Source organism: Falsiroseomonas sp. RANM36, assembly GCF_056682175.1.
The window spans coordinates 1-249 of sequence record NZ_JBWXTD010000079.1; the positions used below are offsets into that span (position 1 = coordinate 1).

Consider the following 249-nt stretch of genomic DNA (forward strand, 5'->3'; position numbering starts at 1 on the left):
ACGAACCCGTTCTGCTGCGGCTTGCCAGGCGCGATGTAGTGCCAGGCGACGCCACGCTCCTGCTGCCAGCGCAGCATCGCGTGCGAGGTCAGCTCGGTGCCGTTGTCGCTGACGATCAGCGCCGGGCTGTGAATCGGCGTGGAAAAAGGCCCCCCTGAGAGGGGTGATCGGCGTCCAAAAGGGACCCCTCTGGTGAAGGGGTTCACGTTGGCTCTCGGTGATGCCGGGGGTCATGTTTGGGATGCTGGT

General features: G+C 65.1%; 1 pseudogene. It reads right to left on the reverse strand.

What is annotated here, in order from left to right:
- Positions 1-125, reverse strand: a pseudogene (locus AC1MIR_RS27925) (IS3 family transposase); the annotation flags it as partial.
- Between the last annotated feature and the right edge of the window lie 124 nt (positions 126-249).